We start from the raw sequence: 26,287 nt of genomic DNA, 5'->3' as shown, positions 1-26,287 counted from the left end.
GTGATCTTCGAGGCCGGAATTGTTTCGGCTGTGTTGGAGGTCTCGGTGAGTGATTCTGGTTTTGCGGCCTCGTTGGAGGAGCGGAGACGGCTGGTGGAGGCAAATGTCGCCGCCGCGAAGTTCTACCGGCGGGAGTTGCTTCGGACAACGAACAAGTGGCCGCTGGAGTATCTGAAGGCGTCGGGTGCCGAACGGGTGTTGTCGACCGAGTCGGCGTGGAAGGTCGGGTACGCGCCGAGTACCTGGACGAGCCTAGTCGACCATCTGCGGGCGCAAGGGTTCGGGTTCGCGACGCTGGTCAGGGCGGGGTTGGTGGAGTGGACGGAGAATGGGGAGGCGGTTGACCGACATCGCGATCAGTTGATGCTGGTAGCTCGAGATCAGCGGCTTTCGCCGGTCGGCTTCATCGGTATCGGTCAGGATGAGCAGACTCGATCGTTGACCCCGGTTACAGCGATCCACAGGCCATCGAACGTCTTGGTCGGAGTAGAGGAGCAGCTCGAGCTTCTCGGCGGGGGAGCGATTCCCGTCATTGTCGATGAACCGATGGACGCGATCGCAGTGTCGAATGCGAGCCGGCAGACGAAGGGTCGGTGGGCTGGCATCCCGGTCTGCGGCGTTGGATTGTCGACAGCACAGGCTCGGATCCTGCACCGATTCAGTGCAAGTGAGAAAGTGATTGTCGCGCTCAGCGGCGACCAGCGTCAGCGCAACCAGTCTGCTGGATACTTGCTCGACCTGGCCTTCTTCTTCGACCGAGTACGTGCCGTCGAGTTGCCTGGAAGTCCGTCGGCCTTGTCTTCATCGGCATCAGGCGCGCAGCACCTGGACGACGTGTTGTCCAACTCGCGTCCGTTGATGACCTACAGAGCCAGCGGCAGAGGGTTCGCAGTCGTGCATAACGCCGATCCGGATCCGCCCGATCCTGGGCCTGGACTGTGATGCGCCGCGATGAGTCAGAAACCGCTGCTTGAGGCTCACCGTGCGGCCGCAGCGTTCTATCAGCACCAGTTGTACGAGCGGCACGATGGTTGGGCCGCTGCCCATCTGAAGAAACGCGGGCTGGGTACGGTACTCGCGCCGAACGCGGGCTGGTGGGTGGGCTATGCCCCGGACGCCTGGTCCCGGCTCGTCAACCACCTGCGTCGCACAGGGTTCTCTGACGAGGTGGTCGTGGCCGCGGGATTGGCCTCGGTGACCAGCAACGGATACCTGTTTGATCGGTTTCGGGATCGCCTCATGTTCGTTGCTCATGACATCGACTTGCACCCGGTTGGCTTCATCGGTCGCGCTCGCGGCAATCGCTTGAGATATCTGAATACTCCGAACACAGGGATCTACTCGAAGGCGAAGACCCTCGTGGGTCTCGACGGTCAACGAGAGCGGCTCCGAGCCGGCGCCGTCCCGGTCCTCGTCGAAGGAACGATGGACGCGGCAGCCGTCAGCCTGCTCGGAGACGAGTGGGCAGGCGCAGCCTGCTGCGGTACAGCGATCACGCGAGCACAAGCGTTGATCCTCAAGAAGCACTCACGGATCGACGCGGTCATCGTTTCGCTCGACGGAAACCTCGCAGGCCGCAACGGCGCGATCCGAAGTCTCGATGTCCTGTCTGAGGTCTTCGACGAGGTCCTCGTCGTTGCGCTGCCGGAGGAGCACGATCCAGCCTCGCTGTTCGCAGCTGACCCGAGACGGTTGCGTGCGGCGCTCAGTTCACCACGTCCACTGGTCGACCTTGCGATCGAGGTTGAGCTGGCGCGGTGGAGCACCGTACTCGATCACATCAGTGGACAGGTCAACGCAGTTCGGGCCGTGGCCCCGCTGATGGCACGGTTGCCCGCCGACCGGGTCGCAGGTGAAATTGCGAAGGTCTCGCGGACCGTGCACTTGGAGGAACAGATCGTGTCGCGTGAGGTGCTCGCGACGGTCGGCCTGCGCAACGGAAGCCGGCCGATCAGACGGTCTCACTCCCGCCTCGACAACGTCGAGGCGGGAGCTGATCCGCCGGACACTTCCAGGACTCCTTGATTCCGTCGTCAGTTCGACGTGGCTCGGCCGGCGACTGTGCCGAAGGATCAGCCCAACATGACCAGGTTATCGTTCGCGCTGGGATTTCTGATGTGGGACCGCCCCCTGTGATCCAGCCGCTGGACGGTGCTTACCGCCTTACTCGCTCCATTCACGCCTTTGGGGTGATCTGGTCAGGGGTGCCGGCGTCGAGTGCCAGTTCCTCGATCCGTTCGAGGATCTTTACGTTGAGGTCGGCACGGAGTTGAGTTACACGTCGAAGGTGTTTGCCCAGTGAGTCGAGGTTCGTCGGTGTATTGCCAGCTGCAGCAGCCAGGATTTCGCTTCGCAGGAGCCATGTCGCACCGGTGAGGTGGTCGTAGATGTTGGCTGCGAGATCGTCGACTGAGGGGTCGGGACGCACGATGGTGTAGCCCTCTCGGGCCGCCGCTCCACCAGTTTCCTTGACGTCGTCGTCGAATTGCTGCAGGTCGACGGTTGCTCCGGCTTGAAGGCTCTGATGCGCTCGGAGGACAGCGTCCAGCCATGCGCGCCCGGCAAAGCGCAGTGATGTTAGCCGGACGATCTCCACGCGCGCGTGCAGTCTGTTGCGTTCCTGATCACGTTCCCTGATCTCGCGCCGGGACTGTCGAGTCGACACGTAGACCGTGGCTCCGGCCCCTATCAAGGCACCGCCCAGTCCGCTGATGAGGGCATAGATCGCTGATGCATCGGCCATCGGAAGATGATGGCACGCAACAGCGCCACTCCCACGCCATGAGTGCTCGTTGCCAAGAGACACGATCCGGCTTCGCCGAATGTAGCTGACGGCCACCTGCTCGGCGCGTGACGAGAGCGGCGCTCGTACGGCGAGCAGGTGGGAGCCGATCCTCCGGACGTCTCGAGGACTCCTTGATTCCGCAATCCAGGTTCTTGTCGAAGGCAAGGACAGCCAGATTGGTGGCACCGCAGTACGACGAGGAGCGGCAAGCTCCTCCTTCCCGGGTCGGAGTCACTCGATGGATGTTGAGCTGGACGAACTCATCGCTGACGCGGCTCGCGCGGACTGGGCGGGGGAGTCGTCTCGGCGGCTGGCCGAGGCGATCGAGGCTCGCATCGTCGCACCGTTGTCGAGTCGACTGAGGGCTGCGCTGGGTCATGATGAGGCAGCGCAGCTTGCCCGGGTGATCGCCTGGGAAAGGTGCCGCGAACTGGCGGTCAACCCTCCGCCTGCTGGGGTGTCGTGGGGATACCTGGCCAACCTGGTCCGGTGGCGGCTGATGGACGCCGTGCGCTCCGACATACTCCGGCACCAGCGCCACCCATTGACCCATCAGCTACCGGAGCGTGAAGCCGCCCACCGCCTATCCCTGGGGCCGCACCTCGAGCGGATCGCGTCGGAGTTGGAGCGTGCGGGGATGCCGGCGTCCCTCGGTCGCCGCCTGATCCGGGTGGCGGCGGACGGGCCGCCGTTCTACCGCGCAGCCATGATCCTGCGGCTCCGGCGGACCGGCGCCACAGGTGCGCAGGCCGAGGCGCTTGCCTGGCTGTTGAGAGGCGGCGCCGGCCGCACCTCAGCACTTGCCCAACTTGCGGTTGGGCAGCGACCCGAGGAGGTCTTCGCGGACCCCGTCGTACGGCGCTGGATCCGGGCCGCTGTGGGCCGTGACCTGCGGTTTTTCGGCCGACGAAGCCGCCTCGGCCACCGCCGAGCGGCTGGGGTGGAGTGGCTCCGAGCCGCCTGACGAAAAGTCGCCGGACCTCAACCGTTGAGGCCCGGTATGACGCACCAGAACGTACCCCGCCACCACTGGCTCATCCGGTACTACCGCGCGCAGCTCAAGTTCGGGCTGCGTGTCCTCACGGCGCTGTGGATCATCCCGCCGCCGATCGCAGGTGCCGTGTTCGCGTGGCTGCGCCGTACCGAAGTACCCAAGAGAGGAATTGTCGTGAAGCAGTCGATCCGATCGAAGATCGTGATCCCCATCGTGATCCTGCTGGGCATCGCCGCGTTGATCCTGACGCTGATCACCCGCTGGCACGACGCCCCAGCGCAACCATCCGGTACGCCGGACGCCGCAGGCACCGTCGTCCCCGGTGAGATTCAGCAAACGCCGGCACAGTTGGATGCGTGGGCGCGGCCGACGACAACCGACCCCCACGAGTTCGCGATCGCCTATGCCCGGGCGATCTGGACCTACGACACCCTCCGCCACAGCCTGGAAGACTGGCAGAACGCCGTCAGCGCGTACGCCGATCCGACCGGTGCAGCTCCGACCGTTGCCATGAGTCTCCTGCCCCTGATGTCGGAGTGGAGGCAACTCTCGGAGCGAAAGGCGAATGCCGCCGTTACAGAAGAACTCGCAGCTGAAACGACACCGGAACTGAGGCAGCTCGAAGAGAGCGACGATGCCCCGAACGGATGGCACGGCTTCGTCATTACAGGACGACAGACGACCCTCCTCGACTCCCAGACCTTGGTCGTCGAGAGGCAGGCTGTGGTTGCCGTCGTGTGCGCACCGATCTGCAAGTTCTGGTCCGCGACCAGCCAAGTCCGGCCGTGATCGTCAAGCTGACGCTGGCCGGCTGCCTGCTGGCCAGCGGCCTCGGCCTGATCGCGCCGCTCGCCATCGCTGCGCACGGCCCCGACTCCTGCGTAGCCACGCCCACAGAGGCGGTGCCTGGGGGTTGCCAGCCACCACCTGTCGGCGACAGCAATGGCACGATCCCTGACTCTGGGCAGGCGGTGGCGAGGGGGCTGCGCCTAGTCGGAGGGCATGGCTACTACCAGCTGTGCGCTCGGCTGGCCGCCAACGTCTGGGGCCGTCCGCGCGCCGGATACATCTCCGCGGCCGAGCAATGGCGGCAGATGGTTGCGAGCGGCAACGCACACGTCCGGGATCGACGTCCGCCGGTCGGCGCGCTCGTCTTCTGGGAGACCGGAGGTCCCTACGGCCACGTCGCCGTGTACGTGGGCAACGGCCGCATTGTCTCCAACGACATTGGCGACCGCGTCCCCGGCGAGGGCGGCGTCTACCTCGTCGCCTTCGAACTCATCGAGTCCAAGTGGAACGCGACGTATCTCGGCTGGACGCCGCCCATCTACTCCGCCACATGACCAACGAAGGACATTCACTTGTTCATCCATGAACGACTCGCTCAGCAAGTCATCCTCCAGGACCCAGGGATCAGCCCGAACACCAACGGCCTGCCCGGCCTCCCTGCGCTCCGACAAATGGTCGGCGCGCTGCTGACGTTCAGCCTCGTGATCTGCGTCGCGGCGTTCGTCATCTCCGCCGCGGCCTGGGCGATGGGCAGCTTCAACAACAACGCTCACTACGCGGGCAAGGGCAAGACGGGATGCTTGGTGGCGGCCGGCGCCGCGATCCTGATCGGCTCGGCCAACGGCCTGATCCGTTTCTTCAGCGGCATCCACATCAACTGATCGGGGAGTGGATCAGTGTCCTGGAAAGACTGTTTGTACAACCCCAAAGCCTGCCTGGTCCAGCAGGGTGCTGACGCAATCACAGAGTCGGCGTGGGACTCGTTCCTCCGCTGGATGGCCCGCGGTCTCGGCGACATCACGTCGTACGTGTTCCAGGCATTCAGCCTCAGCACGTCGCCCCGCTTCGACCATCAGTGGTGGCGCGAGAACCTCGATCTCATGGTCGCGATCTCGCTGCCATTGCTGGCCGCCGGGTTCATCTTCCAATGTGTATCCGCCGCGATTCGTCGGGAGCCGGGTCGGCTCGGACATGCAGTGCTCGGTGCGCTGCTCGGCACAGTTGGTGTCCCGTTGGCGGTGGCTGTCGTGGCTAGCTGCGGTGAGGCCGTCGATGGGATTTCTGCAGGGATCCTCGGTAGGACGGATGCCACCACCGCCGGCCTCAAGCGGATGCTGGATATCACCGGATTGCTGACTGGTGTGACCATCGGCGGGTTCCTGGTGCTGGCTGTGATGCTGGGCCTGCTGGCGACCATGTCGTTGTACTTCGTGATGCTGATCCGTGAGGTCGCGATCATCGCATTCGTCGTCTTCGCACCGATCGCGCTAGCCAGTTGGACCTGGTCCGCCACCCGGCATTGGCTCCGTCGCTGGATCGAGGTCGTCGGCGCCCTGGTGTTCTCGAAGATTGCCATGGCGGTCGTCTTCACGCTCGGGCTGGCGGCCACCGGGAACACCGACCAGCACGGCGAGACCAGTATCGGGACCTTCATGACGGGGATCCTGCTCTTCGCGATGGCCTCCTTCGCGCCTCTCGCGACGTATTCGTTCATCCACTGGGCCGGCGATCAGGGGCATGCGATGACCCATGCCCTGCAGCAAGGCACTGCGGGAACCTCGGCTCTGAAGGAGCGATTCGAGCAGGCGCAGCAATGGGGTGCACATCATTTCGGGGGATCCGGTGGCGGCGAGTCGGGGACAGTGGTTGGCGAGAACGGGGCAGTCCCTGAGCAGACGGCCGGCGACCCAAGCGATAGCGGTACTTCTCCGGATGGCGACGAGCCGATGAGTTCAGGTGGCGGCGCTGTCGGCTCGGTGGCAGGCGGTGGCGAAGGGTCGACAGCGATCGCCGTGGCCACGAGTCAGGTGTCGGTCGACGGGTCTGGCGGACCAGGCGAGCAGGCCGACGGCGCAAGCAACAGCGACCAGGGCGGTGAGCGCTGATGACTACTCCTAGCACGCTCTCAACTCGATTCCCGCGGCCTGAGCGGAACGCCGTACTGCTCGGCCTCCGGCCGGTTCAGGTCGCCCTGCTCACGATCGCAGTGGTCATCGTGCCGCTCTCCCTCGTCAGCCGCCTGCCGGCAACATCCAAATTCTGCGGTCTGCTGCTGGCGGGGCTATGCGCGGCTGTGGCCTTCGCCCGAGCCGAGGACCTCCCGCTCTACCGCTGGCTGGTTCTGCGAGGTGTTCATGTGCTGCGGTCGTTGCGCGGACAGCGATCATTCCGCGCTCGGCTCAGCGAGCCGCGTCGGCATGGACAGCTCCTGCTGCCCGGGGAGGGAGGGGCGTTGCGGATACTGACGTCTGCGTCGGGAGTCGGCATCATCCACGATCCGCGGCGCCGACGGCTCATCGCCGTGGCCAAGATCGAGGGGCCTGCGCACTTGTTGCAGAACACTGATGAGCAGGACCGTCGAGTGTCGGCGTACGGGCGCATGATCGCTGGACTGTGCCAGGGCAACCGCATCGCTCGGGCGCAGATCCTCGAACGGACACTGCCCGACCCTGGCGACGAGCTGGGGGAGTGGGCGAAGAAGCGTCAGGTTGATCCGAGTACGCCGGCTGGTGCGATCTACACGGACCTGCTGAAACGCGCGGCGCCGGCCGCTGCGAAGCACGAGACGTTGTTCAGCTTCGCCGTGAACCTAGACGCGGTGTCGCGTGAGGTTCGCAAGCACGGCGGCGGCATGGTCGGGGCGACAGCGGTGCTTGAGTCGGAGGCACGAGCGTTCCAGACCTCGCTCGCGGCGGCAGGCGTCGCTGGATGCTGGCTCAGTGCCGGAGAGCTCGCGACGAGTCTCCGCGTGGCGTTCGACCCGGCCGCGACCCGGACCATCCCGTCTCCCGACACACTGGACGCCTCCGAAGCCGGCCCACTTGGAGTCGATGCCGCCTGGGATCACCTGCGCACCGACTCGTCGTTCCACCGCGTCTACGTCATCACGGAATGGCCCCGAGTCCGAACTACGCCTTCGTTCCTCAGTCCGCTCCTGTTGAAGCCGAGCATCCGCCGTACGTTCACTCTGGTGATGCAGCCGATTCCCATGGCGAAGGCGATGCGAGATGCGCGCCGCCACCAGGTCGAGCGGGTGACCGATCGTGCGACTCGCACCAAGATCGGACAGCTGGAGACCGAAGAGGATCGCCAGCTCGACGCTGACGTCGCCCAGCGCGAGCGAGACCTGGCAGCTGGCCACGGCGACGTGCGCTGGCTCGGTCTCGTCGTCGTCTCGGCCGACAACGAGGAAGCCCTCGACGACGCCTGCATGGAGGTCGAGATCGCCGCCACCCAAGCTCTCCTGGACCTCCGCCGATTGGTCGGCCAGCAGGTCGAAGGCTTCATCGCCGGGGCGCTGCCGTTCGGGATTGGACTCTGATGGCAAGACAGCGCTCCGCGGTCTACGAACGAGATGGCACCGACCGCGCGACCCGTCGCGCCAACCGCAGAGCGCCGTACGCCGCACAGCGAACACCGCAGGCCGATCCGCTGGATCAAGTTGCCTCGAGCGGTGGAAACAGTCCTCGGCTACTGGTCGACACGCATCGAGCTACCACCAGAGCGCTGCGCGTCGCGTATCCGTTCCTCGCCGAGGGGGGACTAGGTGCCGATGGCACCTACATCGGCTCCGACGTGTTCAGCGGCGGATCGTTCGCCTACGACCCCTGGGTGCTCTATCAACGCAGAGTCATCACCAACCCGAACATCCTCCTGGCCGGCGTGATCGGAAGCGGCAAGTCATCCACCGCAAAGGCACTGATCACCCGATCCCTTGCCCTAGGCCACAAGGCGTACGTGCCGTGCGACCCCAAGGGCGAGTGGACGCCGGTCGCTACCGCGATGGGTGGCGCGGTCATCAAGCTCGGGCCGGGTCTCCCGACGCGCCTCAACCCCCTCGACGCAGGACGCCGACCGACCATGGTCGACACCGCGGAATGGGAACGGATCGTGTGGTCGCGTCGCCGGGCCTTGCTGGGGACATTGGCTGAATCCACACTCGGACGACCCCTGGCAGCGATCGAGCACACCGCTCTCGACCTGGCGCTGGAGACAGTCTCAAGCCAGGTCGCGTCGCCGACCATCCCGGACGTCGTGGTCGCTCTTTTCACGCCCGACTCCGAGCGAGCCGAGCGGGCCGGATTAACGACCACGAATCTGACCACTGACGCGCGCGAGGTCGCCCACGCGATCCGGCGGCTGGTGCACGGTGACCTATCCGGAATGTTCGATGGGCCTTCGACGACCGAGTTCGACCCGACATTGCCGATGGTCACGCTGGACTCGTCATGGCTGGGCAGCGGTGGCAACGACCAGGCACTACGCCTCACGTTGGCGTGCGCATCCTCCTGGCTCGAGGCGGCAGTCGCGGATCCGGCGGGCGGCAATCGCTACATCGTGTACGACGAGGGGTGGCGCGTCATGCGCGACCCGGCCCTGCTGCGACGCATGCAGGAACAGTGGAAGCTCTCGCGCGCCTGGGGAGTATCCAACGTCCTGATCGTCCACCGTCTGTCCGACCTCGCCGCTATCGGCGACCTTGGATCCGAGGCCCGAGCTCTCGCCGAAGGACTCCTCGCCGATTGCTCGACCCGCATCATGCTTCGTCAAGAGCCCGACCAACTCGAGCGAACGGCGAGCCTGCTCGGCCTCACCGACGTAGAGATCGCCACGATCGCCAAACTGCCTAAGGGCCGAGCGCTTTGGCGGCTGCCCAACCGATCGTTCGTCGTACAGCTGGTCCGGCATGCCCGTGAGGTCGAGCTCTTCGACACCGACGCCAGGATGTTGATTCGATGAATCAACGACCGCCTCGCGACTTGACCGACATGATCTTCATCGCCGGGGGAGTGCTCTTCGCGTGCGCCGGCGTGCTCTATCTGGCCGGTGGTCTGGCGAGCCTGTTGACGACAGGACGATGGGTCAGATCCCCATGGATAGACGCACTCCTGGTCGCCATGCACCTCGGCAAACCTGCTGTGGCCTTTGGACTGAACCCCGCGGAACTCGGCACGACGACGTACTGGACGGTCCTCGCGGTGCTGGTCGCGCTGCCCGTGGGCGTTGCACTTCTCGGAGTGCGTGCCTGGCAAGGCCGACGATCGACAGCAAGCAGCCGCGCCCGGGCACTCGCCGCCCGTGCTGGCCTAGCCTCCAAAGGAGACGTCGAGGCGGCGGTGGGTCGTCGACAGGTCGTACGGCGAGGGCGATCGGCCCGCCCTCTTGCACGTACTGGCGCACCGGCTGAGGTCGGAACCTTGCTCGGCAGTTCCCGCGGCCGCGCATGCTGGGCATCAGTCGAAGACTCGATCATCGTCGTCGGACCACCCCGATCCGGCAAAGGCCTGCACCAGATCATCAGCGCGATCATCGACGCACCCGGAGCCGTCGTCACCACCTCCACGCGCCCGGACAACCTCGCCGCCACACTCGACCTACGCCGGGCCATCGGACCGGTGGCAATCTTCGACCCGCAAGGGCTCGGTCGCGTCGAAGGCATCCGCTGGTCGCCGGTCCGAGGTTGCGAAAACCCGACGACAGCGATGGTCCGCGCCAGCGGTCTGGCGGCTGGAGCGGGCTTCGCCAAAGGCAACGTCAGCGATGGAGCCTTCTGGCACGGCCAGACCGAGATGGCGCTCCGCGGCCTCCTCCACGCGGCCGCCATCGATGACACCGGCATTGCCCAGCTGTACCGATGGGGCCTCGAGCCCGCCTCGGCCATCGAGGCCGTCGCCATCCTCAACCGCTCCAACGACGCCGCCGAAGGCTGGGGCGACACCCTCGACGGCATCGTCCGCATGGACGGCCGCACCCGAGACGCCATCTGGGCCGCCGTCCGCTCGGCCCTGTCCGCCCTCGCCGACCCCGCCGTACGTCGCTCCTTTGATCCACCACCCGGAGAAGGCTTTGACCCAGCCACCTTCATCCGCGAACGAGGCACCATCTACCTTCTCGGCACAGGCGCCGGCGCGAGCGCGACATCGGCGTTCATCGCGGCACTCCTGGAAGACATCACAGAATCAGCCCGCCAACTTGCTGCCCACAACCCTGGCGGTCGCCTCGAGCCACCGCTGGCCCTCGTCCTCGATGAGATCGCCAACCTCTGCGCCGTACCCTCCCTGCCTTCGTTGATGGCCGACGGCGGCGGCTCTGGGATATCCACCCTCGTCGTCATCCAGTCGCTTGCTCAGGCCCGCGAACGCTGGGGCGAACAAGCCGCAGCCGCCATGTGGGACGCTGCCACCCTCCGGCTGATCCTCGGCGGCTCCGCCCAACCCCGCGACCTCCAGGACCTCGCCGCCGTCTGCGGCGAACGCGACGAGGAGATCCGCAACTGGAGCCGTGGGGCCGACGGCGGCCGCACCATCTCCACCAGCACCCGCCGCATCCCCATCCTCCCGCCCGACATCATCCGCACCCTCCCCTTCGGCACCGGCGTCCTCCTCGCCCGCACTGCCCCACCCATCCTCCTCAAGATGACTCCGTGGACCGATCGGCCGGATGCCGACCAGATCCGCCACAGCATCTACGACGCGACCCTGCGCTGATGAACGACGAGCTAGCGAGAGCCCTCGCGCTCGCCGCAGGCACCGATCCCTACGTGACCTGCTGGCGCAACCTCGATCCGACAAGCACCCAAGAAGAACTAGAACGCCTCGCGGAATGGGTGATCTGGGCCGTGGGTCGCTACAGCCTCGACCACAAAGTCATCCCACCCTGCTGGCCCGAACACGGCGCTGTAGTCGAAGAACTCTCCGCGCTCCGCACCTTCTGGGAAGCCTGCTACCAAGAAGACGCCGCCCCCTCCGACCCGCTGGCCTTCCACCGAGACCTAACCCTCGCCCTCCGCCGCCTCCGAGACTGGACCTCCCTCCTCGGCTGCACGAGAACCAACCATCGTCCCGAACAATCCGCGTGACATGCGATCGCGAGCTTCTGTGCGGCGGCAGCTTCCGCGACGAACGGAGTTAGGAAACCGAGTCATCCCAGCTACGTTGGTCCCTCCAGGGCAGCCAGCGAACCTCAGTTTGGTGGTTCTTGACTTCAGTTGCCTCGAATCGACCCTCTCGGCTCCCAGTGTCTTCCCATGCTGAAACTGTCGAGCTTTAGCCCAGCTCGTGTTGCTCGTGGCGACCGAGATTAGGCTGAGCCGTTACGGGCGCCGGGTGAGATCTCGGCGTGGCTTAAGGTCGCGTGATGCGCAGCGTCCTTGCCGCCGTGATCGTGTTCGGCTTCGCGGCTTCCGGGTGCGCCTATCCGGTAGCCGGCGCCGACCCGGCTGGGCCGAACCCGCCACCGCGGACCACAGCAACCCGCAGTGCCGCAGCTGCCCCGCCAGCGACCGGCACGGCCAAGCTGATCTCTGCCGAACTCCGCCAGATCCGAGTCATCGCTGCCCGGCCCGATGTGCCTGGCTACAAGCGAGACCAGTTCGGGCAGACCTGGACCGACGATCACGCGGGCCGCGGTGGTCACAATGGCTGCGACACGCGCAACGACGTACTCGCGGCCCAGCTGACTGCGGTGCAGTACCGCGGGCGCTCCAGATGCGTCGTCGTCGCCGGCACCCTTCCCGCCGACCCGTACACCGGTCGCCGGATCGAGTTCCGCAAGGCCGCTGCGACCAAGGTGCAGATCGATCACCTGTATCCGCTGGCCCGGGCGTGGGACATGGGCGCGGCCCGCTGGCCGCTGAAGCGACGCGTCGACTTCGCGAACGACGAGGCCGCGAATCTGCTGGCTGTCGACGGACCGGCGAACGCCTCCAAGAACGACGACGGGCCGGGCGAGTGGATGCCGATCAACCGCAGCTACCGGTGCACCTACGTCCTGAAATACCTCCAGGTCGCCCGCAAGTACACGCTGCCGATCACCGCGGCCGACCGCGACGCCGCCCAAGCGATCACCCAATCCTGCCCCTTAGGAAGCCGAGCCAGCGCAGCGCAGACACGCGGACCGGCAGTCAGCGCCCGACCGGCCGCGAAATCTGCTGCTGAAGGCGTGGTGTCGAATCTGCCTGGAAGGCCCTTTCGGTTCGAACCCTGAGCCTGCGGATTAAGGGCTGCGCGACGGCATGAACTCTGCCATCTCTATGCGTCCGGCGTGCCACCGACGGCACCTCTAGACACTCCTGGCCAGCACGAGCGATGGTCGTCCGCGGATGCAGTTGTCGGCCAGGACCCGAACCGGCGGGAGCATGGTGCTGGCAGTCGGTGCGGACGTCGGGAGTCCTGGCCGGTACTCACACTCTTGCGTGTATTCGTCGGCGTGGCTACACAAGAGACATGCCGCAGGCCAGGGGGTGGCTGTTCAAATCAGCTCGGTGGCTCACGAGCTGGAAGTCTCGGCGGCCGATATGGTCGGCGCCTGAGCTAGCTCTGGTGCTCACGGGCGCGGCGGGCGTTGTCTCGTTGGTAGTTACGGTGGCGCTCTGTATCTTCTGGGCCGAGTCGCTGCCATTGACGATCGTAGTTGTCTGTTCCGGGCTACTCGCGGTCACGCTGCTGGTCTATGCGGTGTTGTCGCCGGGCGCGCTGGATCGTGGATTGCCGGCGGCGGATATCAGAGCCCTCGCCAAGCTCAGCGGACCGGGCGAAGGGGCTGACCGGGGTACGGAGGGGGCGAAGACCTACTACACCTGGCGCGAGGATCAGTGGCGGCAAATTTCTCGCGGACTGGGTGCCCTCGCGGCGTCCCTGATCATCGCCGTCTTGGCGGGGGTTGTGGCCACCGTCGAGACGACTTCAACGGAGACGAAGCCGCCGGCAACTGGGTCCCCTACGTCCACGCCCACTGCTCAGGGCACGACAGCGAAGAGCCCCGCTGGCCAGACCCTGGGGCCAACAACCACGGCTCCAGCTACGCAGACCCCATTAGCTGCAGCGTCGCCCAGTCCACCCACGGTCACGACTAAACGGACGGTGAAGCCGGTGCCGGCAGCCATTTGGGTCGTGTTGGTCAACTTGGTCGTCCTTGCCAGCTTCGCCGCAGCTCTGTCACGCCAGGCACATCTCGACTACGCGAACGACCTGCGGCGGATCGCGGAGTCGCCATGACCTCCGCTGACTATCTGCAGGGACTGGCGTGGGTGTCAGCCGCATTGCTGTTTGCATTGACCGTGGCCGTGACCGGGTGGTCGATCGTCGGTTACGCGAAGAGCGTTCAGAGGCGGGAGCTGCTTACGGACATCCTGAGCAAGCTCAAGGACAGGAACTTGTACAGAGAGCTGCTGGCGGAGTACGGCTCCGACCTCTCCAACGACGACCTTGAGCCGATCGCCAGATCGTTCCTCTCCGACAAAGAGTTCCAGGAACTCGCCAAGTCGTTGAAACAGGAGGGCGATTGGCGCTCCCGGAGACCGCGCGAGGTCGCCGGGTGGAGCGTTGAGCTGGACCGGCTCCCTTCCGGAGTCTTGGAGCGAGCAGCCGCTGATCGTCGGCGTCAACGCCTGGCGAACGCACCCGGTGTCCAGCTAACGACCGTCACCGCGGACGCTGAGGAGCTGCTCGTAAAACGGGACCAGGTCCTGCGAGCGCTGACACAGACACGCCGGGCCAGACCGCCCCACTCCGTCGCCGACGAAGAGTTGGGCGCCGGCGACGAGTCCGAGGCCGCCGCCGAAGCGCAATCGACCCCGAAGATGCTCGCCGACCAGGACCGACTCGACGCAGCGATCGAGATCCTGCGCCCCCACGCCGGCGACAGGTCCGCCGCGCGTCAGTTGGCCGGGCTGCTCGCGGGCTCGGGCCGGGTCGACGAGGCGATCGAGATCCTGCGCGCCCACTACAACACCAGCAAGGAGCGCGCCACGGGGCACTTGGCCAGGGTGCTCGCCGACCAGGGCCAGTTCGACGAAGCGATCGAGATTCTGCGTCCCTACGCCGCCGCTGGCGACAAGTTCACCGCGGGGCAGTTGGCCAACCTGCTCGCCCGCCAGGGCCGGGTCGACGAAGGGATCGATATCCTGCGTGCCCGCGCCGCTGCCGGCGACGAGGACGCAAACGGACAGTTCATCAGGCTGCTCGCCCGCCGCCAGGACCTGGTCGATGAAAGGATCGAGATCCTGCGTGCCGACTCCGACGCCGCCGCCGGCGACGCGACCGCCGCGCGGCGGTTGGCCAATGGACTCGCCGACCAGGGCCAGTTCGACGAAGCGATCGAGATCCTGCGCCCCCACGCCGCCGCTGGCGACGAGTTGGCCGCGGCGAGCTTGGCCGCGCTGCTCGCCAACGCCGACGAAGGCGTTGACGAGTGAGCGGCGACGGTGGCGTGAGTAGCCGGCCTTAGGCCGGCCGAAGAGCTGAGTGTCGAGATTCGATCTGAGCGTCACATAGCGGCGGCTGATCGCGGGGCGCCGGCCGAGATGCTCAAAGCCGGGACCCGGGCGGTTGACGCCACGAGTTTGCAGGTGACCGCTCCGGCATGTGGCTCGGACGGGACAGTTGGTTCGAGGCTGCCTGCCCGAACCAGCCCCACCCCCAACGCTCGACGAACTCGTCGAGTTCACCCAAGAGCGGCTCAGTAAATGGCCAAGCGACCTGGTTCGTGGTCACGACGTTGGAGAGTGCCCCCGCGGCGTCGCCGTCCGGCGGGAGGGAGTACGGCTCGACCGGTCGACTGCCACCGACCAACCCCATTGTCATGAAGGCGATGTAGCAGCGCTGGCTGTCGCTCGCGATCCGCGCCGCCGGTTATCCGGCGGAGCGACGCCGGCGACGAGCTATGCGGGTTTGCCGGCGTCGATCCAGCGGCGGAAGAGGGCGACATTCTCGGCGGGCCATGCTCCGTCGCACGGCATCGTGCCGGCGTCGAGACGCTGCAGGATGGCGTCGGCGTGCGTCGAGACGTCGTCGAGGGACCAGAGATCGAAGCTGCGACGCATCGAGTCGCGATCGAGCTCGCGGAATAGTGGCTTGATGTGCTGCTCGAAGCCGACTGGCTCGTCTGATCCGGCCATACTCGGTGAGTCTGCCCCGTCGCCGCTGGTAAAGCGACTGGTGGCGCCCCAGTCGCCGAAATGCGCGGCAAGCGAGTCGGCCACGGCGGTCAGCGTTCGCTGAGTCGGTCCGAGCGCGGTCGTGACCTGCTCCGGTGAGTTCTTGATGAGGGCACTGCAGAGGGTTGCGGCATCGCGCACGCGCTCCTCGAGCAGCGCCCAGGCGGACTCCCGATGGGGCAGGAGGTCGTCGTCTTCGTAGAAGAGCTCGAAGCTCGGCCCGGCGTTGCGTCCCGGGTGCTCCGGTCCGACCGGCAGCGTCGTGATCAGGTCGCCGAGCGGCACGAGCACGCCGCCCATCAGCGTGACGGCGGCGTTCGCCAGCGTCCGAAGCTGCGCGTCGGTCTCCTCGGTGTGCGCGAAGTACCGCTCCAGGATCTGCAGGAGGATCTCGTAGCAGACGTTGAAGAGATCTGTGCACAGGGACGTCACGCGGTCGCCGATGAGGGGGATCGAGTCGTCGTGCTCACCACGACGCACGGTCGCGAACATCACGGGCCGGACCGGGGCGAACGCCGCGCTCGCCGAGAGCATCCGTCGGTACTCCTCGAGGATCGCGACGAACTGGCCGAAGTGGGCCGTCTCCCAATGCCCGCGCGCCCCCTCGCCCTGCTCGAGGATCGTGTCGAGCGCTCGATGGGCCGACGCGAGGTCGGTCACTGCCACGAGCTCTTGCCACCGGAAGTCGGTGCTCGTCGCCTGGGCTCGCGGCGGCCCGACGAACAAGTTGCGCTCGCCGAACTTCTCAGCAAGGTGGTCCAGACCTTGCTCGATCGAGCGATAGAGGTGGCCGATCGTGGCGAAGTCCTGCAACTGGGGGACGATGTCGCCTTCGGCCATCAGGGGCACCGCCTCGTGGACGGGCGCGTCGATGCCTCCACCCCCTTCGAGGACCATCCCCTCCGGACGCTCTAGGAACATGAAGTGCTGGAGGGCCGGTTCGCCGAAGGGCACCAGCGTCAGGTTCACGCCCGCGGGATAGTGGCGTGCGGGTGCGGGCAGGTTCGGCCGGGTCAGGTGCGGCGCCGCGCCGATCGCGGAGAGCACGTTCTGCACGAGCGCGAGGTGCAGCATCTCGTCGGTTGCGACGTGGGCGATCGTGCTTCGCCAACGTGCGACCGTGTCGAGGTCCCCGGGGACGAGCCCTTCGTCGGCGCGCTGCTTGAGCGAGAACGCCGCGAACAGGTACTGGCACATGATCCCGTGCTCGAGCTCGGCGGCCTGGCACAGCATGTAGATCAGCGCCTCGCGATGCTCGATGACGAAGGGCGCCTCGGGCTCAGCCCGTCCGCCGCGCGTCGCCAGGACCTCCGCGAGGCGACCGCGCCCGGCGCCGCCGGTCGTATCACTCATTCAGGCCACCCCCCGGGGCCCCGTCGGCCGCAAACCTGCGCAGCGCCCCGGGCCTCGCGGAGCGGGCACGAAAACGCAGCTCGCGTGACGCGGCGCCCCAGCGGTGATGCCGTACAGCGCGCCGGGGATAGATCTTCAGCTGCGTGCCGTCGATCAAGGCCACCGACGCCTGGCCGGCGACCGCGAAACCCGGTGTCGCCGACAACCACGATCTCATGTCTTGCCTCCGCTCGAGTGATTCAGAGTCACGTTCGATGGCGTGATCGGTGGTGCACTAGTAGGACCGGATAGCGGCCGGGCCTGTGACATCACAACGGAACGAGATCGCGTCGCTCGTCCGCGCCGCGCATCGCGCGCGTCCGGCTGCGAAAAGTCGATCCAGCCAGCGTCGTTCTACGCCGCTGTCGGTAAAGCACGGAGCTGCCGAATGGCGTGCGAGCCGACCGGCGGCACTCTCGTCGGGAAGCAGTCGGGGATCTTCAGCGTCCGGGAGTCGCCGGGGCTCTTTCGGTGCGGAACCGCACGCGTACAGGATCGGGTCGGGGGTTTTGCGCAATCGCTGGCGCCCTGGAAGGCGCAGAACCTCGGGGCGCAGGAGCTGCCAGGCGCGGCTGTCGTGGTGTCGATCGCCTCGTGCAGTGATCGGAACCCGACACCGCGACCGAAGGTCCCCGACGATGGTGAGGAGATCCTGCAGCGACGGCCAGCCGGTCGAGGCTCGGCACGACGAGCGTGTCGCCCGGGCGTTGGTATGCCAGGCAGGCGATGAGCTCGGGGAGGTCGGCGTCGCGGCCTGACTGATTGTCGGCGAGCACCTTGATACAGCTGGCCTCGTTCAGCCTCAGCAACTGCCCGTCGAGGAGCTGGCCGTGAGTCGACACTCGCGACCGAGGCGCCGGTCAGCACCGCGGGTTCGGCTGCGAGCAGGTTCGGTGCGGTCGCGGTGTCGCCAGGACCGCGACTGTGGGAGAAACGGGCGGTGGCGGGTTATTGGACACCCCGACTTTGCAACACGTCTTCTCGACACTCAGATCCCGCGTGTCGGTTGCCGATCGGCATCACGCGAGTGGTGTCGAGAAAACGATCGATTCTCGACACTCTGTATTTCTCGCGCCGAAGCCGGATCCGTCCTTTCATGCAGATCAACGGACGGTTGTCGCGGCGGACAGTCGAGGCGAGCGCATGGCACTAGTGGGTCTGATCGTGGGCATCGCCGCACTGGCGCTTGCAGCTGCCCAGGTTCCTTACGCCAAGAGGGCAGCGCCACCGCGACTCCAGTCGACGAGAGACGTCAGCGTGACTCCTCTGTTCAGCGGCACCGCAGGCGTCCAGGATCGGATCGAGATCCGGAACGGAGGCGTCGTCGCCAACCGCCTTCACGATCCGAAGGTGGTTCAGGTATCCCAACAGAACGCGAGGAACGTAGCGATCACAAAGGACCTCTTCGACGTGCAGCGGGTGCGTCGTGAGTTGGCTGGCACGGACTCGGGGGTGTGATGGTGGCGGCTGGGTCGGTGGTGCGGTGGGTGGAGGTGCATCGGTTGGCGGTGGCCGGGCGGGAGGCTGGGATCGCCAGCGATGTCGGGGATCTGGTTGGGCGTTTGTGGCTGGGGCGTTCGCGGTTTGCTGATGTGGCCGGGTTGGCGGAGCGGACGTTGAGTTTGGGTGAGGATGCGGGGGCGTTGTATGACCTCGGGTCGGCCAGGCAGGCGACTGGGTCGCCGGTGGGGGCGTTGGCGGCGTTTGAGCGGGCGTTGGCGTTGTATCGGGAGGCTGGGGATCGAGGCAACGAGGCGGCAACGCTGAGCAATCTCGGCGCGGTGTACGACGGGTTGGGTGAGCGGCGGCGGGCGCTGGAGTACTACGAGCGGGCGTTGCCGATCCAGCGAGAGGTCGGTGACCGGTCCGGTGAGGCGACGACGTTGAGCAACATCGGGCTGGTGTACGACGGGTTGGGTGAGCGGCGGCGGGCGCTGGAGTACTACGAGCGGGCGTTGCCGATGCGGCGGGAGGTCGGTGACCGCGCCGGTGAGGCGGCAACGTTGAACAACCTCGGCGCGGTGTACGACGGGTTGGGTGAGCGGCGTCGGGCGCTGGAGTACTACGAGCAGGCGTTGCCGATCACGCGGGAGGTCGGGGACCGGGCCGGTGAGGCGGCCACGTTGAACAACCTCGGCCTGGTTTATCGCGGGTTGGGTGAGTCGGGGCGGGCGCTGGAGTACTACGAGCAGGCGTTGCCGATCACGCGGGAGGTCGGTGACCGGTCCGGTGAGGCGACCACGTTGAGCAACCTCGGCGCGGTGTATCGGGGGCTGGGTGAGTCGGGCCGGGCGTTGGAGTACTACGAGCTGGCGTTGCCGATGCGGCGGAAGGTCGGTGACCGGTCCGGTGAGGCGACCACGTTGAACAACCTCGGCGCGGTGTACGACGGGTTGGGGGAGGCGGGGCGGGCGCTGGAGTACTACGAGCAGGCGTTGCCGATGCGGCGGGAGGTCGGTGACCGGTCCGGTGAGGCGGCCACGTTGAGCAACATCGGGCTGGTGTACAACGGGTTAGGGGAGCCGGGGCGGGCGCTGGAGTACTTCGAGCTGGCGTTGCCGATGCGGCGGAAGGTCGGTGACCGGGCCGGCGAGGCGACCACGCTGAACAACCTCGGGCTGGTGTACAACGGGCTGGGTGAGCCAGGGCGGGCGCTGGAGTACTACGAGCAGGCGTTGCCGATGCGGCGGGAGGTCGGAGACCGGGCCGGCGAGGCGGCCACGCTGAACAACATCGGGCTGGTGTACGACGGGTTGGGTGAGCGGCGGCGGGCGCTGGAGTACTACGAGCAGGCGTTGCCGATGCGGCGGGAGGTCGGAGACCGGGTCGGCGAGGCGGCCACGTTGAGCAACATCGGGCTGGTGTATGACGGGTTGGGTGAGCGGCGGCGGGCGCTGGAGTACTACGAGCAGGCGTTGCCGATCACGCGGGAGGTCGGTGACCGGTCCGGTGAGGCGGCCACGTTGAGCAACATCGGGCTGGTGTATCGGGGGTTGGGTGAGTCGGGGCGGGCGCTGGAGTATTACGAGCTGGCGTTGCTGATCCAGCGGGAGGTCGGGGACCGGGCGGGTGAGGCGGTTACCCGGTTCAATGTGGCGATGGTGTGCCGCGCTAAAGGTGAGCTTGCGCGGGCGGTGCAGGAATTGGAGCGCGTGGTCGAGCTGGATCGGGAGGTCGAGCATCCCGACCTGGGGTCCGATGCGGAGATGCTCGAGCGAGTACGCAAAGAGTTGGCTGACCAGTTCGGCGGGGGGGGGATTCCGGGTTCGGGGGCGTGTAGCCAGTCCCGGGCTGAGTGGACTCGGACCTGTCGGTGTTGTCGATTGGCGTTCAGCTCGGATCAGGTAGCTAATCGTGACGCAGGGTCTTCATCACTGTGGGCGAAGTGGCCTACGCTTTTCGCCTGCAATGCAATGCGCAGTCGACGACGTGCAAATACGAACGGGTGGAGGGGGACGTCGGATGAAGAATGCTGCTACTGCCTCGATTGAGGTTTCGGGGGTGGATGCCGTAAGCCTGGCTGGCGAGTTGCGATCGGCGCTGGCTGGAGCCGGGGAGACTGTGTCGCCGGTTGAGGTGGATCGGTCCGCGGAGTTGGTGATCGCAGTGGTCGGGTTGGTGTTCAGCGGAGTGGGGGCGGCGAAGACGTTGTGGGACTGGTGGAGTAGTCGCCGGTCGAAGGGCGTGACGGTGCGGATCTTGCTGGAGGACGGGTCCCAGGTTGATTTGTCGGGTGTGGATCGCAGGCAGCTAGAGGTTGTGCTGGACAAGGCGTCGGAGTCGTCGGGGTCGTGAGTGCGGGGGAGTTGTTGTGAACGAGCTCGAGGTGGAGATTTTCGAGCAGACGTCGGACTATTTCGAAGTTCGGCTGTCCGGCGGTAGCGGGGGTTTGAGGACGCGTGGTCTGGATCGGCAAGCGGTTGACGAATTGGTGGGGATCGTCGAGCAGGCGTATGCGCAGGAGTCGATTGCGCAGCGCGTGTTTGGGTCCGCGCAGCTGCGCGAGCTCGGTGAAAGGCTCTACGGCTTTCTTGACGGAGACCAGCGATGGCTGAGCGATGCGGTGGCTGATCCGCGCGGCACAACGTTGCGGATTGCGCCAGGCAGACAGTTGCGGCACCTTCCCTGGGAGCTGATGGTCAAGGACGGCTCGTATCTGGCGGTGCGTGACACAGGACCAGTGCTTCCGGTCGGAGCGGCGAGCCAGACCGCGTCACTCGATGCCTCGGTGGAGGTGGGCAATCGTCCTCTGCGCGTGCTGTTCATGGCGACGTCACCGGAAGGCGTGGAGCCGGTACTGAGTTACGAGCCCGAGGAGGCCGGCATTCTGCGCGCTACCGCGGACACCGGTACGGAGTTGGTCGTTGAGGAGAGCGGCACGCTGGACGGGCTTCGGTTCACGGCTCAGTCGTACGGGTCTGGGTTCTTCGACGTACTGCACATCAGCGGCCATGCGACGATCGAGGACGGTGAGCCCCGATTCGTGGTGGAGAACGAACTCGGTCGGGGTGCTTCCGCCACGGCTGACGAGATCGCGCAAGCGATGAACGGGCAATGGCCGCGGCTGGTCTTCGTCTCCGGTTGCCTGACAGGGGGCGCGTCGGAGCGTGGGACGATCCCGTCGATGAGCGAGAGCCTCGTCAAAGCCGGCGCGCCCGTGGTGCTGGGGTGGGCGTTGCCGGTGGGGGATCTGGCGGCGACAGCGTTCGCATCGCACTTGTACAAGGAGTTGGCGGCGGGGGTGCCGCTCGACCAGTCGGTGGTCGCTGCGCGCCGGCAGCTGTACGCCGAGCACAGCCGCAACTGGCATCTGCTGCGCATGTACGCCGACAAGTCGCCGTTGACCGCGATGGTCACCCCTCGGAACACGCCGAAGCGGGCGAGGATCAAGATCCGGCACGCCGACGTCGAGTTCCTGGACCCGCAGACGCAGCTCTCGCGCGTCGCGTCACGCGCCGATTTCGTGGGCCGACGGCGGGTGATCCAGCGGTGTCTGCGAACGCTCAAGCAACCGTCAGGTTCTCCCGGAGCCGCTCAGGCGCTGGTTTTGCAGGGCATGGGCGGGTTAGGGAAGAGCACGCTCGCGTCTCGGCTGCTGGAGCGGATGCCAACCCATCAACGGGTTGTGTGGTTCGGGCGGGTCGACCTGACCAAGCTCCGGGAACTGGTGTCGAAGGTCAGGTTCGCGAGCCTGGATCAGCAGGTCACGGCGACCGAGATCCTGGCCAGGGACGACGTCGATCTGACGGTTCGGTTGCAGTACCTGTTCGACGGACCGTTGGGAGATGTCCCGTGCTTGTTCGTGTTCGACGATTTCGAGCAGGGCAATCTCGACGAGCGTGCAGACGGCTACGTGCTGTCAAGCGAGATGGCGATCATTCTGCCGGCACTCCTGACTGCGATCCGTGAGTCGAACAGTGCTAGCCGGGTGATCATCACCAGCCGATTCCGCTTTCCCGCGCCGAGCGGGACGAGCGTCCGGGTGGAGGGGCTGGAGACGCTGACCGACATCGAGCAGACCAAGAAGCTCACGAACCTGGCGAACCTCGGCCCCGACGCTCCTACTGCGGCCGAGATCCGCGACCGGGCGATCCAGGCCGCCGGCGGCAATCCCCGTTTGCTCGATTGGCTGGACAGGATCGTGGCGGACAAGAAGCTGGACGTGCCTGGCCTGATCGCCGCCATCGAGGGCGAGGCCGAGCGGTTCAGAGAGAACGTTCTCGCCGAGAAGCTCCTCGGAACCCAACCCATCGAACTCGGGCGGATGCTCGCCAAGCTCAACGTGGCCGAGCTCCCCGTACCTGCCGCGACCGTGTACGCGATCCACGACCACCCCGAGGCGGAGAGGCATGTCCGGCGGGCGGTCGAACTAGGCCTGCTCGAGGAGGGCATCGACCCGGACACCAACAAGGCGCAGTACCTCGTGTCGAACGTTCTCCGTCCACTGATCCGACCGCTGATCACAGACGACGAGTACCGAGAAGCCTGCGCCGCCGCCGCTCGGTCCCTTTACGAGATATGGGTGGCAGAGCCCTCAGCCACAGAAGACCAATGACCTCGGAGGCTCGGCGATTAGAGGTGCATCGGTTGGCGGTGGCCGGGTTGGAGGCTGGGATCGCGCGTGATGTCGGTGGTCGGGTTGGGCGTTTGTGGCTGCCTCGTTCGCGGTTTGCTGATGTGGTCGGGTTGGCGGAGCGGACGTTGAGTTTGGGTGAGGATGCCGGGGCGTTGTATGACCTGGGGTGGGCCAAGCAGGCGACCGGCTCTCTCACGCAGGCGTTGTCGGCGTATGAGCGGGCGTTGGCGCTGGACCGGGAGGCTGGGGATCGAGGCAACGAGGCGGCCACGTTGACCAGCATCGGTGCCGTGCACAACGGGTTGGGTGAGCGGCGGCGGGCGTTGGAGTACTACGAGCGGGCGTTGCCGATCCAGCGGGAGGTCGGGGACCGGGCCGGTGAGGCGACCACGTTGAACAACATCGGTGGCGTGTACAACGGGTTGGGTGAGCGGCGGCGGGCGTTGGAGTACTACGAGCTGGCGTTGCCGATCGCGCGGGAGGTCGGGGACCGGGCCGGTGAGGCGGCCACGTTGAACAACATCGGGCTGGTGTACGACGGGTTGGGTGAGCCGGGGCGGCCGTTGGAGTACTACGGGCTGGCGTTGCCGATCACGCGGGAGGTCGGGGACCGGGCCGGTGAGGCGGTCACGTTGAACAACATCGGTGGCGTGTATCGCGGGTTGGGGGAGTCGGGGCGGGCGCTGGAGTACTACGAGCTGGCGTTGCCGATCGCGCGGGAGGTCGGGGACCGGGCCGGTGAGGCGACCACGTTGAACAACATCGGGCTGGTGTACGACGGGTTGGGTGAGCGGCGGCCGGCGCTGGAGTACTACGAGCAGGCGTTGCCGATCCAGCGGGAGGTCGGAGACCGGGCCGGTGAGGCAGTCACCCGGTTCAATCTGGCGATGGTGCACCGCGCCGAGGGCCAACTCGCGCGGTCGGTGGCGGAACTGGAGCGGGTGGTGGAGTTGGATCGGGAGGTCGAGCATCCGGACCTGGAGTCGGATGTGGAGATGCTGGAGCGGGTGCGTCGTGAGTTGGCTGGCACGGACTCGGGGGTGTGATGGTGGCGGCTGGGTCGGTGGTGCGGTGGGTGGAGGTGCATCGGTTGGCGGTGGCGGGGCTGGAGGCTGGGATCGCCAGGGATGTCGGTGATCGGGTTGGGCGTTTGTGGCTGCCTCGTTCGCGGTTTGCTGATGTGGCCGGGTTGGCGGAGCGGACGTTGAGTTTGGGTGAGGATGCCGGGGCGTTGTATGACCTCGGGTGGGCCAATCAGGCGACCGGGTCACCGGTGGCGGCGTTGTCGGCGTATGAGCGGGCGTTGGCGCTGTATCGGGAGGCTGGGGATCGAGGCAACGAGGCGGTCACGTTGAACAACATCGGTGGCGTGTACGACGGGTTGGGTGAGCGGCGGCGGGCGCTGGAGTACTACGAGCTGGCGTTGCCGATCCAGCAGGAGGTCGGGGACCAGGCCGGTGAGGCGGCCACGCTGAACAACATCGGCGCGGCGTACCGCGGGTTAGGGGAGCCGCGGCGGGCGCTGGAGTACCACGAGCTGGCGTTGCCGATCCAGCGGGAGGTCGGGGACCGGGCCGGTGAGGCGGCCACGTTGAACAACATCGGGCTGGTGTACCGCGGGTTGGGGGAGTCGGGGCGGGCGCTGGAGTACTACGGGCAGGCGTTGCCGATCCAGCGGGAGGTCGGGGACCGGTACGGCGAGGCGACCACGCTGAACAACATCGGGCTGGTGTACGACCGGTTGGGGGAGTCGGGGCGGGCGCTGGAGTACTACGGGCAGGCGTTGCCGATCGCGCGGGAGGTCGGGGACCGGGCCGGCGAGGCGACCACCTTGAACAACCTCGGTCATCTGTACTACGGGTTGGAGGAGTCGGGGCGGGCGCTGGAGTACTACGAGCTGGCGTTGCCGATCGCGCGGGAGGTCGGGGACCGGTCCGGTGAGGCGGTGACCCGGTTCAATGTGGCGATGATCCACCGCGACAGGGGGAAGCTCGAGCTGGCGGTAGTGGAGTTGGAGCGGGTCGTGGAGTTGGATCGGGCGGTCGAGCATCCGGACCTGGAGTCGGATACGGAGATGCTCGAGTGGGTGCGCAACCAACTGCCCGGCTCGGACCAACTGCCAAGAGAGTGAAGATGTACGCGTCCGGACCTGGGTCGCGTCCGACGGCTCGCTGCCGAACGTCTGTGCCGCATTCCCGACCAATTGTGTCGTGGGCATTTTCGTATCGGCTAGAGCCACCGAGCAGCAGTCGGTGGGTGGGGTCGGCCGGCCGCAGGTGTAGTTGGCCCGGCACACTCTCGATCACGACGGCTGTCAATGGGTCTGTCAATGAACCAGAGCCGTCTGAAGCCACAAGTGGCACTACAGACATCGCCATCTCCACGATTTACACCGCGATGCAGCCGCATCGCGGGTGACCCTCGCACTTGTAAGGCGGTGGCCGGCGATGCGAACCGGCTTCCTCGGCGGCGACATGAGTTGACGGCCCGGCACGCTGGTGGCGCGCGATGCGTGAAGTGCGAAGGGGCGAACGGCTCGTTGCCAAACGAGCGTCACAGAAACTGCCGGGACGATTGATCTCTGGAATCTGAGGGGGGTGTCCCGCGGTTTCTGAGGGAGTGCCCGCGGGTTTCTGAGGTGGTACACCTGATGTGTCTGTGTGGTCCGTGGGACGACCGTGGGTTGAGGCGGCGATCTGCCGCAGCAACCCTCAGGGGAGGACTCATGAACCGCAGATACGCAGCCTTCGCAATGTCCGCACTTGGGATGGGCGTCATCGTGCTTGGCGCGAGCGAAGCATCGGCGACTCTGAAGCCTGAGCCCGGCGTGACCATGGTGACTGAGTGGCCGGATGAGGGCACCGGCTACCCGGGCTACGCGGTCAGGAACGCTGGTTGCACCTACCCGGAAGATCCGGCGTGCGACGTCGCCCCATTGGCGGTGGCGGCCGCGGCTAGCCCTGCAGATGGCAAGGGGTTCGAAGGCGTTCAGTTGGGAGCCTCAGCAGTTGGTGGTGCGGCTGTCGCGCTTGGCGGTGTGTGGCTGTATCGGCGTCGCCACCTGATCGCCAGCCAGCTGCGCCATCCGGCCTGAAA

General features: G+C 66.5%; 24 protein-coding genes. 21 read left to right on the top strand and 3 right to left on the bottom strand.

All coding sequences use genetic code 11. The features are described from left to right. Together ACZ6O0_RS07705 and ACZ6O0_RS07700 are read left to right on the top strand one after the other, a co-directional pair. Window positions 1-942, top strand: coding sequence for a hypothetical protein (locus tag ACZ6O0_RS07705; RefSeq protein ID WP_465764012.1), 942 nt, complete (start codon window positions 1-3; stop codon window positions 940-942). A 9-nt stretch (window positions 943-951) separates the two neighbouring features. Beyond that, window positions 952-2,025: a toprim domain-containing protein gene (locus ACZ6O0_RS07700; RefSeq protein ID WP_465764011.1), complete on the top strand. Its 1,074-nt coding sequence runs from the start codon at window positions 952-954 to the stop codon at window positions 2,023-2,025. Window positions 2,026-2,176: 151 nt separating this feature from the next. On the opposite strand, the gene ACZ6O0_RS07695 is transcribed toward ACZ6O0_RS07700, so the two are convergent. Next, a complete protein-coding gene (locus ACZ6O0_RS07695; RefSeq protein ID WP_465764010.1) occupies window positions 2,177-2,743 on the bottom strand; it encodes a hypothetical protein in 567 nt (188 codons plus the stop codon). A 280-nt stretch (window positions 2,744-3,023) separates the two neighbouring features. Here ACZ6O0_RS07695 and ACZ6O0_RS07690 point away from each other — a divergent pair, with 280 nt between their 5' ends. From ACZ6O0_RS07690 to ACZ6O0_RS07635, 12 genes are all read left to right on the top strand, one after another. Next, window positions 3,024-3,749: a hypothetical protein gene (locus tag ACZ6O0_RS07690; protein ID WP_465764009.1), complete on the top strand. Its 726-nt coding sequence runs from the start codon at window positions 3,024-3,026 to the stop codon at window positions 3,747-3,749. A 204-nt stretch (window positions 3,750-3,953) separates the two neighbouring features. Further along, on the top strand, window positions 3,954-4,568 hold the full coding sequence (locus tag ACZ6O0_RS07685; protein ID WP_465764008.1) for a hypothetical protein: 615 nt from the start codon (window positions 3,954-3,956) through the stop codon (window positions 4,566-4,568). Beyond that, window positions 4,565-5,122 carry a CHAP domain-containing protein gene (locus tag ACZ6O0_RS07680; RefSeq protein ID WP_465764007.1) on the top strand — a complete coding sequence of 186 codons (558 nt, stop codon included), beginning with the start codon at window positions 4,565-4,567 and terminating at the stop codon, window positions 5,120-5,122. The genes ACZ6O0_RS07685 and ACZ6O0_RS07680 overlap by 4 nt, the downstream gene beginning before the upstream one ends. 18 nt (window positions 5,123-5,140) lie before the next feature. Next, window positions 5,141-5,449, top strand: coding sequence for a DUF6112 family protein (locus ACZ6O0_RS07675; protein WP_465764006.1), 309 nt, complete (start codon window positions 5,141-5,143; stop codon window positions 5,447-5,449). Between the two features lie 147 nt (window positions 5,450-5,596). Next, window positions 5,597-6,673, top strand: coding sequence for a TrbL/VirB6 family protein (locus tag ACZ6O0_RS07670; protein ID WP_465764005.1), 1,077 nt, complete (start codon window positions 5,597-5,599; stop codon window positions 6,671-6,673). Further along, on the top strand, window positions 6,673-8,109 hold the full coding sequence (locus tag ACZ6O0_RS07665) for an SCO6880 family protein (RefSeq protein ID WP_465764004.1): 1,437 nt from the start codon (window positions 6,673-6,675) through the stop codon (window positions 8,107-8,109). The genes ACZ6O0_RS07670 and ACZ6O0_RS07665 overlap by 1 nt, the downstream gene beginning before the upstream one ends. Then, window positions 8,109-9,527, top strand: a complete 1,419-nt coding sequence (locus tag ACZ6O0_RS07660) for an ATP-binding protein (protein ID WP_465764003.1) — start codon at window positions 8,109-8,111, stop codon at window positions 9,525-9,527. The genes ACZ6O0_RS07665 and ACZ6O0_RS07660 overlap by 1 nt, the downstream gene beginning before the upstream one ends. Window positions 9,528-9,985: 458 nt before the next feature. Further along, a complete protein-coding gene (locus tag ACZ6O0_RS07655) occupies window positions 9,986-11,275 on the top strand; it encodes a type IV secretory system conjugative DNA transfer family protein (protein ID WP_465764002.1) in 1,290 nt (429 codons plus the stop codon). Further along, entirely contained in the window at window positions 11,275-11,646 is a 372-nt protein-coding gene (locus tag ACZ6O0_RS07650) for a hypothetical protein (protein ID WP_465764001.1), read from the top strand. The genes ACZ6O0_RS07655 and ACZ6O0_RS07650 overlap by 1 nt, the downstream gene beginning before the upstream one ends. A gap of 278 nt (window positions 11,647-11,924) precedes the next feature. Further along, entirely contained in the window at window positions 11,925-12,773 is an 849-nt protein-coding gene (locus ACZ6O0_RS07645; RefSeq protein ID WP_465764000.1) for an HNH endonuclease family protein, read from the top strand. Between the two features lie 335 nt (window positions 12,774-13,108). Then, window positions 13,109-13,783 carry a hypothetical protein gene (locus ACZ6O0_RS07640; protein ID WP_465763999.1) on the top strand — a complete coding sequence of 225 codons (675 nt, stop codon included), beginning with the start codon at window positions 13,109-13,111 and terminating at the stop codon, window positions 13,781-13,783. Beyond that, window positions 13,780-14,982, top strand: coding sequence for a hypothetical protein (locus ACZ6O0_RS07635; RefSeq protein WP_465763998.1), 1,203 nt, complete (start codon window positions 13,780-13,782; stop codon window positions 14,980-14,982). The genes ACZ6O0_RS07640 and ACZ6O0_RS07635 overlap by 4 nt, the downstream gene beginning before the upstream one ends. Window positions 14,983-15,447: 465 nt before the next feature. Here ACZ6O0_RS07635 and ACZ6O0_RS07630 read toward each other — a convergent pair whose 3' ends face one another. After that, window positions 15,448-17,076, bottom strand: a complete 1,629-nt coding sequence (locus ACZ6O0_RS07630) for a ferritin-like domain-containing protein (protein WP_465763997.1) — start codon at window positions 17,074-17,076, stop codon at window positions 15,448-15,450. Window positions 17,077-17,555: 479 nt separating this feature from the next. Further along, entirely contained in the window at window positions 17,556-17,957 is a 402-nt protein-coding gene (locus tag ACZ6O0_RS07625; RefSeq protein ID WP_465763996.1) for a recombinase family protein, read from the bottom strand. A 301-nt stretch (window positions 17,958-18,258) separates the two neighbouring features. Between ACZ6O0_RS07625 and ACZ6O0_RS07620 the strand changes: the two genes are divergently transcribed. The 7 genes from ACZ6O0_RS07620 to ACZ6O0_RS07590 all read left to right on the top strand — a co-directional run bounded on the left by ACZ6O0_RS07620 (window position 18,259) and on the right by ACZ6O0_RS07590 (window position 26,285). After that, window positions 18,259-18,573: a hypothetical protein gene (locus tag ACZ6O0_RS07620; RefSeq protein ID WP_465763995.1), complete on the top strand. Its 315-nt coding sequence runs from the start codon at window positions 18,259-18,261 to the stop codon at window positions 18,571-18,573. Further along, a complete protein-coding gene (locus tag ACZ6O0_RS07615; RefSeq protein WP_465763994.1) occupies window positions 18,573-20,606 on the top strand; it encodes a tetratricopeptide repeat protein in 2,034 nt (677 codons plus the stop codon). Before ACZ6O0_RS07620 ends, ACZ6O0_RS07615 begins: the two co-directional genes overlap by 1 nt. A 10-nt stretch (window positions 20,607-20,616) precedes the next feature. After that, a complete protein-coding gene (locus tag ACZ6O0_RS07610) occupies window positions 20,617-20,910 on the top strand; it encodes an effector-associated constant component EACC1 (RefSeq protein WP_465763993.1) in 294 nt (97 codons plus the stop codon). Between the two features lie 16 nt (window positions 20,911-20,926). Beyond that, window positions 20,927-23,170 carry a CHAT domain-containing protein gene (locus tag ACZ6O0_RS07605; protein WP_465763992.1) on the top strand — a complete coding sequence of 748 codons (2,244 nt, stop codon included), beginning with the start codon at window positions 20,927-20,929 and terminating at the stop codon, window positions 23,168-23,170. Window positions 23,171-23,316: 146 nt separating this feature from the next. Then, entirely contained in the window at window positions 23,317-24,237 is a 921-nt protein-coding gene (locus tag ACZ6O0_RS07600; protein ID WP_465763991.1) for a tetratricopeptide repeat protein, read from the top strand. 158 nt (window positions 24,238-24,395) lie between these two features. After that, a complete protein-coding gene (locus ACZ6O0_RS07595) occupies window positions 24,396-25,322 on the top strand; it encodes a tetratricopeptide repeat protein (protein ID WP_465763990.1) in 927 nt (308 codons plus the stop codon). 594 nt (window positions 25,323-25,916) lie between these two features. Further along, on the top strand, window positions 25,917-26,285 hold the full coding sequence (locus tag ACZ6O0_RS07590) for a hypothetical protein (RefSeq protein WP_465763989.1): 369 nt from the start codon (window positions 25,917-25,919) through the stop codon (window positions 26,283-26,285). Window positions 26,286-26,287 lie beyond the last annotated feature (2 nt).

It is taken from the genome of Kribbella sp. NPDC048837, assembly GCF_055586945.1.
The sequence above is the reverse complement of the archived record's forward strand: the minus strand, read 5'-3'. Positions and strand labels throughout refer to the sequence as shown.